Source organism: Protofrankia coriariae (assembly GCF_001017755.1).
In the GTDB taxonomy this organism is placed as follows: Bacteria; Actinomycetota; Actinomycetes; order Frankiales; family Frankiaceae; genus Protofrankia; species Protofrankia coriariae.
Window position 1 is genome coordinate 1 of sequence record NZ_JWIO01000059.1, and the last position, 6,127, is coordinate 6,127.

Annotated in this window: 6 protein-coding genes and 2 pseudogenes; 3 read left to right on the forward strand and 5 right to left on the reverse strand. The window is 70.7% G+C overall.

All coding sequences use genetic code 11. The features are described 5' to 3' along the window. Positions 1 to 31: 31 nt before the first annotated feature. Positions 32 to 238, forward strand: a pseudogene (locus FrCorBMG51_RS32735) (GrpB family protein); the annotation flags it as partial. 70 nt (positions 239 to 308) lie between these two features. Here the strand turns inward: FrCorBMG51_RS32735 and FrCorBMG51_RS22435 are convergent. The 4 genes from FrCorBMG51_RS22435 to FrCorBMG51_RS22450 all read right to left on the reverse strand — a co-directional run bounded on the left by FrCorBMG51_RS22435 (position 309) and on the right by FrCorBMG51_RS22450 (position 3,134). Then, entirely contained in the window at positions 309 to 806 is a 498-nt protein-coding gene (locus tag FrCorBMG51_RS22435; RefSeq protein ID WP_047224998.1) for an SRPBCC family protein, read from the reverse strand. Next, positions 775 to 1,200, reverse strand: coding sequence for an ArsR/SmtB family transcription factor (locus tag FrCorBMG51_RS22440; protein WP_047224999.1), 426 nt, complete (start codon positions 1,198 to 1,200; stop codon positions 775 to 777). Before FrCorBMG51_RS22440 ends, FrCorBMG51_RS22435 begins: the two co-directional genes overlap by 32 nt. 209 nt (positions 1,201 to 1,409) lie before the next feature. After that, positions 1,410 to 2,660: an FAD-dependent oxidoreductase gene (locus FrCorBMG51_RS22445; RefSeq protein WP_047225000.1), complete on the reverse strand. Its 1,251-nt coding sequence runs from the start codon at positions 2,658 to 2,660 to the stop codon at positions 1,410 to 1,412. A gap of 261 nt (positions 2,661 to 2,921) precedes the next feature. Then, the gene (locus FrCorBMG51_RS22450) at positions 2,922 to 3,134 is read right to left on the reverse strand and encodes a hypothetical protein (RefSeq protein WP_047225001.1); all 213 of its coding nucleotides are present in this window, start codon (positions 3,132 to 3,134) and stop codon (positions 2,922 to 2,924) included. 192 nt (positions 3,135 to 3,326) lie between these two features. Between FrCorBMG51_RS22450 and FrCorBMG51_RS22455 the strand changes: the two genes are divergently transcribed. Together FrCorBMG51_RS22455 and FrCorBMG51_RS22460 are read left to right on the forward strand one after the other, a co-directional pair. Further along, positions 3,327 to 4,919 (forward strand): right-handed parallel beta-helix repeat-containing protein, encoded by a 1,593-nt coding sequence (locus FrCorBMG51_RS22455; RefSeq protein WP_235433821.1) that lies wholly within the window; start codon positions 3,327 to 3,329, stop codon positions 4,917 to 4,919. 13 nt (positions 4,920 to 4,932) lie between these two features. Beyond that, positions 4,933 to 5,490: a hypothetical protein gene (locus FrCorBMG51_RS22460; RefSeq protein ID WP_047225003.1), complete on the forward strand. Its 558-nt coding sequence runs from the start codon at positions 4,933 to 4,935 to the stop codon at positions 5,488 to 5,490. 112 nt (positions 5,491 to 5,602) lie between these two features. Here FrCorBMG51_RS22460 and FrCorBMG51_RS30010 read toward each other — a convergent pair. Further along, positions 5,603 to 6,127 (reverse strand): annotated as a pseudogene (locus tag FrCorBMG51_RS30010) (hypothetical protein); the annotation flags it as partial.

Below are 6,127 nucleotides of genomic sequence, written 5' to 3' on the forward strand. Positions count from 1 at the left end.
CCGAGACTGACACAGAGGGGACAGCCCGTGGGAGCGCCGCCACCTGCTCTTCCGCGACTGGCTACGGCACGACACGGCCGACCGCGCCGCCTACCAGGCCCTCAAGCAGGAACTCGCCGCCCGCGACTGGCCGGACATGAACGCCTACGCCGATGCCAAGTCGCCGCTCATCGCCGACATCATGAGCAGGGCGCGGACATGGGCCGTCACGGCGGGATGGTCGCTGCCGGCCCGCTGATCACGACGGCTGGCATCAGTCCTTTCTGGGCCAGTCGTCCTTCACCGGCCGGTCGCGGTGACGGCCCTCGTCAGACGGTGAGGGAGTCCAGCAGCGTGTCGATCTGACCCACGGCCGCGGAGATGCCCTCGACCATGCCCATGGACACCAACTGCTCCATCGCCGCAAGCGTGGGGAAGACGCTCTCGATCGTCATCACGGTGGCGGCCTCGCCGTCCGCGGTGAGCTGTACGCGGACGGCCGTGACGGGCATGTCGGGGTTGGGGCGGCCGGAGTCGTCGGCGAAGCCGTCCTCGAACTCCAGCCGGTGCGGGGCGTCGACGGACAGGACGCGCCACCAGCCGTGGTACTTCTCGCCCTCCGGCCCGGTCATGAAGTAGGTGACCGTACCGCCGGGTGCCAGGTCATGGTCGACGACGGTCGCGGGGTAGGTCGGCGGACCCCACCAGCGCTCGAGCTGACGAGGGTCCTGCCAGACCTGCCACACCCGCGGCGGCGGCGCGTCGAACCGCGCGGTGAGCGTCAGCGTGAGGGCTTCAGGGTTCTTCTTGATGTCGATCACTGGCATGTGCGTGCTCCCCACTGTTTTCGCTGTTTTCGCTGTTTCCGGGGCCGGGGCCGGGGCCGGGATCGGGATCGGTGAGGATCGCGTCGATCCGGTCGATACGCCCCCGCCATACGTCCGCCAGTTGGTCCAGCAGCCGACGGGCCTCGCGCAGGGCGTCCGCGTTGCCTCGTACCCGCTGCTCCCGGCCCTGTCGCTGCTTGGTGACCAGCCCGGCGCGCTCCAGCACCGCCACGTGTTTCTGGACGGCCGCGAAACTCATCGGGAACCGCCGGGCGAGCTGAGAGACCGACTGCTCACCGGTCAGGGTGAGGGTCACGATCTCACGCCGCGTCGCGTCAGCCAGGGCATGGAAGAGGCGATTGGCGCGTTCGGCGGACTCCTGATGTACAACCATCGGGTTGTACGTTAGCCGTTGCCGCCGGGCTGGGCAAGGCGTCGGACAGGACGATGTGTCGGCCAGGCCGCGGCCGGCGCCGAGTCCGTCCCCGGCCGTGCGGGCGCATGATCACGATTGCGGCGGTCGGGCGGTCCGCGGCCGGGGCGACCCGGCGGGACCGGTGGGACCGGTGGGATCGGCCTGGCGGTGACCGCGGCCGGGGGACGTCAGCCGGGCAGGTTCGTCGAGATGTCTTTCGCGGGAGCCGGGGCCGGGACGCCAGCGGTCGTCACCGGCGCGTCCCAGTCGATGTGATGCTGGTGCATCCAGGCGAGTGACCCGGCGCCGCTGCCGGCGGCGTGCCTGAGCACCAGCGGCAGCACGAGGCCGCGGGCCAGCCGGCCGACCGGCCCGACCGAGCGCAGCCGGCTGGACTTCCGGCCCTCGGCGACGACCCGCTCCACCCGGGGCCGGCGCAGCGCCTCGAACCGGGCGAACGCCCGTGGCACCGGCAGGTCGCGCAGGCACTGTCCGAGTATGACCGCGTCCTCGATCGCCATCGACGCACCCTGGCCGGACGAGGGTGAGGTGGCGTGCGCGGCGTCGCCGATCAGTATGCTCCGGTCGTCGTGCCAGACCGGGACGGTGGGCAGGTCGTACGTTGTCCAGCCGGTCAGCGGCCCGGGGGTGGCGGCGATCAGATCCATGATGGGGGACCGGTCGAGCCCGTAGAGCTGGCGCAGCGAGTCCCGCCACTGCGCGTCGCTGATCCGCCCCAGTTCGCCGTCGGCCGGTTCGTCCCGCCGCGGCGGGTTGGCGAACCACCACGTCTGCCCGGTGGGGGTGACGAGGCGGCCGGAGAACGCCCGCCTGCCGAACGTCATCGTCAGCACGCCGGGGCGGTCACCTGGCGGTGTGACGTTGGCGTAGCCGCCGACATTCAGTATCGGGACGTAGCGTGCCCGCGGGCCGGACGGGTTCAGCGACTCCCGCACCCGGGAGTGGATGCCGTCGCAGCCGACGAGCAGGTCGCCCGTTGCCGTGCCGCCGTCGGCGAAGGTGGCGACGACCCCGTCGGCGCCGCTGGCCACGCTCGCCAGGCGCCGGCCGTGCCGGATCTCGATGCCCCTGCGGGATGTCTCGTCCCGCAGGGCGCGGTGCAGGTCGGAGCGCTTTATCGACACCCCCGTGCTCCCGCCCGGCAGCGGCCGGCCGGTCGGGATCTCGCCGAGCACCCGGCCGGTGCTGGTCCGGAAGGCGATCGACGGTGTCGGGACGGCAAGCTCGCGGACGATACGGTCGGCGCCGATCGCCCGCAGCGCGTCCAGGCCGTTGGTCTGCAGGCCGATCCACGAACCGACCTCCGCGGTCGGAGCCGGGTACGCCTCGTGCACCAGGACGTCGATCCCGGCTCGCTGCAGGGCCATCGCGGCGACCGGGCCGGCGATCCCGGCACCGATGATCAGCGCTGTGGGCATGATTGCCTTGCTCCCCCCGGAACTGTTCATCGCTGGTGAGATCTTCGGTACTCACAGCGTTCAACGCCACGAGTGTAGAGGCTAGAGGTGTCTGTCTGACAGCGGTGAGTGACGAAAACGTTGGCGGACGTTGGTGGACGTGCGCGAACGACGGATGCCTGTGCGGCCGATGCTGGCGGACATCTGCGGATGCGCTGCCGCTGCCTCTCAATCCGCGGGTTCGGGGGTCAGGCCCCTGGCGGCGCAGGGTGCGCTCGGCGTCTACCGTCCCAGCGCTGTCACTGACGGTGTGCGGGGCCGGTCCGCGAGCCGGAATGGCGCCTGCCCGCAGTGGTTGGGCTCCCGGCGCGGGCAGCGGCACCGGCCGGCCAGGGGCTCGTCCAGATCCGCCTCGCGCCGGTGGTCGAGACCGGCCAGCAGCCCGGCACGCGGGATCGAGGACCTGCCCACTCCGGAGGACCCCATGAGCAGCACCGGACGATGATCGCTCCTGCTCCTGCTCCTGCTCCAGCTCCCGGTGGTCCCGTTTGGTGCCGGATACTCTCGGGACGTCCTCTTGACGCCGGATCGGGCGGAGTTATGGCACAAACAGTGACAGTGTCCCCGCGACGGACCGGGGCGTATCCGACAATCCAGGATGCTTTGGAGATCGCGACGGACGGTGCTGTGATCTCCATCGAGCCCGGTGTCTACCTCGAAGCCCTTCGGCTGCGGGGGCGGCGGCTGACCCTGACGGCGGCGGCCGACCCGGGTTCGGTGACGATCGACGCGACGGCCGCGGATGGCTCCGCGGTAGCCTGCGACAGCGCGGAGGTGACGCTTCGCGGGCTGGTTCTGGCGGCCGGCGACTATCCGGCGGTGGCCGCGGCCGGCGGCCGACTCCAGATCGATACATGTCAGGTCAGCGCCGGGCACGCGGCCGGGGTCAGCGTGAGCGACGGTGCCCGCGTCCAAGCCTCTGACGTCAAGGTCGTTCAGGGGCAGTACGGCATCGTCATCGAGGACGCCGGCGGCATCCTGGACAAGTGCGAGGTGCGCAATATCGCGGACGACGGGATCATCGTGCGCCTCGGCGCGGACCCGACCATCCGCAACTGCACGATCGAGGGCTGCGGCTTCCGCGGGATCTACGTGTACCAGGCGGCGCGGCCGACGATCGAGCGGTGTGACATCTCCGGGACCGGGGACGTGGGCATCTCGGTCGCGCACCAGAGTTCGCCGACCATCACCAACAGCTGGGTGCACGACACCCACGGTGTCGGCATCATGTTCGGCCGCGGGTGCGGCGGCCTCGTTGAAGGCACCCGGGTCGAGGACACGGCCGTGCCCGGCATCCACGTGGATGAGGGCGCCACGCCGGTCATCCGTGAGGCCGACGACACCGCGCACAGACCCAAGGTCGGCGTCAGCGCCATCGAGGGAGCAACCGGCCAGGACGCGGAGAAGGTCGACAAGCTGCTCGCCGAACTGGACTCGATGATCGGGCTGGGAGGGGTCAAGGCCGAGGTGCGGGCACTGATCGACGAGATCCAGGTCAACGAGTGGCGGCGTGACGCCGGCCTGGCCGTCGGCGCGGTCAGCAACCACCTCGTCTTCACCGGTGCCCCGGGCACCGGCAAGACCACGGTCGCCCGGCTCTACGGCCAGCTGCTCAAGGCACTGGGGGTGTTGCCCAACGGCAAGTTCAAGGAGGTTGCCCGGCGGGACCTGGTCGGCCAGTACATCGGTCACACCGCCGAGAAGACCACGTCGGTTTTTGAGGAGGCCATGGGCGGCGTCCTCTTCATCGACGAGGCATACACCCTGTCGCGCTCCAGCGGCGCCAGCGCCGACTTCGGTCAGGAGGCCATCGACACGCTCGTCAAGCTCATGGAGGACCACCGTGACCGGGCGGCCGTAATCGTGGCTGGCTACACCGCCGAAATGGCGGACTTCCTGGACGCCAACGCCGGTCTCGCCTCCCGGTTCGCCAAGACACTGGAGTTCGAGAACTACTCGCCGCAGGAACTGGTGCTCATCGCCGACCGCATCGCACGGAACGACGACTACCTGCTCGCATCAGGCGTCGACGACGCTCTCTTCGAGTGGTTCAGCCAGATTGAACGCGACCAGAACTTCGGCAACGCGCGCGAGGCGCGCAAACTGCTGGAGGGCATGCGCAAGGCGCAGTCCGGCCGGTTGCGGGCACTGGGCCGGGTGCCCGGCCGCGACGACCTCCGTACGCTCGTGCTCGACGACCTGCTCGCCGCGACGCGATGAGCCCGATCGGAGGTTGCGCAGGATAAAGGTCAGCCCGAAGGCCGACTACCCGGTCAAGGTGGTCCACGAGCCGCCGGAGCACGAACCGCCTGTCGCGGACCTCTACGAAGGCGTCTTCACCGTGCTCCTCAACTACGTTGTGAACGTCACTTTCGTGCCGGACGTCAGCGCCGCCGCACCACCGTGGGATGATCATCTGTTGCCGGCCGATTTCGATGTGATCGCCTCCGGGGTGCAGACGAGACTCGTCAGCGCCATCCTCGGGTCGTACGTCGTGACCCCTAACGAGACACGCGCCGACGGCGAGGAGCGTTTCGAGTGGGGGCAGAACAGTGAATTCGGCTCGACCAGCGGCGTGGTGTTCTACGTCACGCCCAGCGACTTCGCGCGGTACGCCGTCGACCTCGTCCGGCTCTCCGAGATGAACGAAGACGACTTCTATGCCAGGAAGACCGTGTCCACCCTGCGCGGATACGACGTCGTCGGCTTCGTCGAACGGCGGGTGCTGGCGTCACCGTGGCTGCTGCCGCGGGACGCCGTCATGCTCGGCCTGGCGTCCGGGGCCGGCTAGCGACTCAGGGATCTGGGCCGCCGGCGGGATCTGGGCCGCCGGCGGCACGAAGAACATGATCGCGCTTCCTTTGGCCCTCCAGCCGGCCCCGGACGCGGGTGGCCCGCCGAGGCTAGCCGCCCCGGCCGAGGGCCGAGGGCGGCTCCGCGCGGTACGACCTGTCCTCGGGTTTCTTGGTCACCACGCTGCCACCCGGAGTGTCCACGCTGAACGCCTCATCGTCGGTGACGATCCGCTGATCCTCGTCCGCATGCGCGTCCTGCCCCTGTGCCGGGGCCATGCCGACGGGCCTGGCCCGACGCGCGGTCAGCTCCGACGCGACCGCGGACCCCGGGCGGGATCTGACCGCCGGCGTAGTGGCGGTGCGGCCGCGCAGCCTGGTCTCCTCCAGCCCGGACACGGCCGCGCCGGTGGGTGGCGACACAGGCGCGTCGAGGACAGGCGCGGACGCGTCCGCGCGCGCATCCTGCGCACCGGCCCACTCGGAGCCCGGTGCGGGTCTGCCGGGCTGACCCGGTAGCCCCGGCCGCGCGGGCGCGTCCCGTCCCGGCCTGTTCGGCCTGGTCGGCGCGGGTGGCGGCGCGTGCGTCGGACTGGTGCCCGGGCTGTTCAACACCGGCGGCGCCGCACCGGCGGG

What these genes read in the sequence shown, in the direction of transcription:
- FrCorBMG51_RS22435 (WP_047224998.1), bottom strand. Translation starts at nt 806, where the DNA reads ATGCCAGTGATCGACATCAAGAAGAACCCTGAAGCCCTCACGCTGACG.
- FrCorBMG51_RS22445 (WP_047225000.1), bottom strand. Translation starts at nt 2,660, where the DNA reads ATGCCCACAGCGCTGATCATCGGTGCCGGGATCGCCGGCCCGGTCGCC.
- FrCorBMG51_RS22440 (WP_047224999.1), bottom strand. Translation starts at nt 1,200, where the DNA reads ATGGTTGTACATCAGGAGTCCGCCGAACGCGCCAATCGCCTCTTCCAT.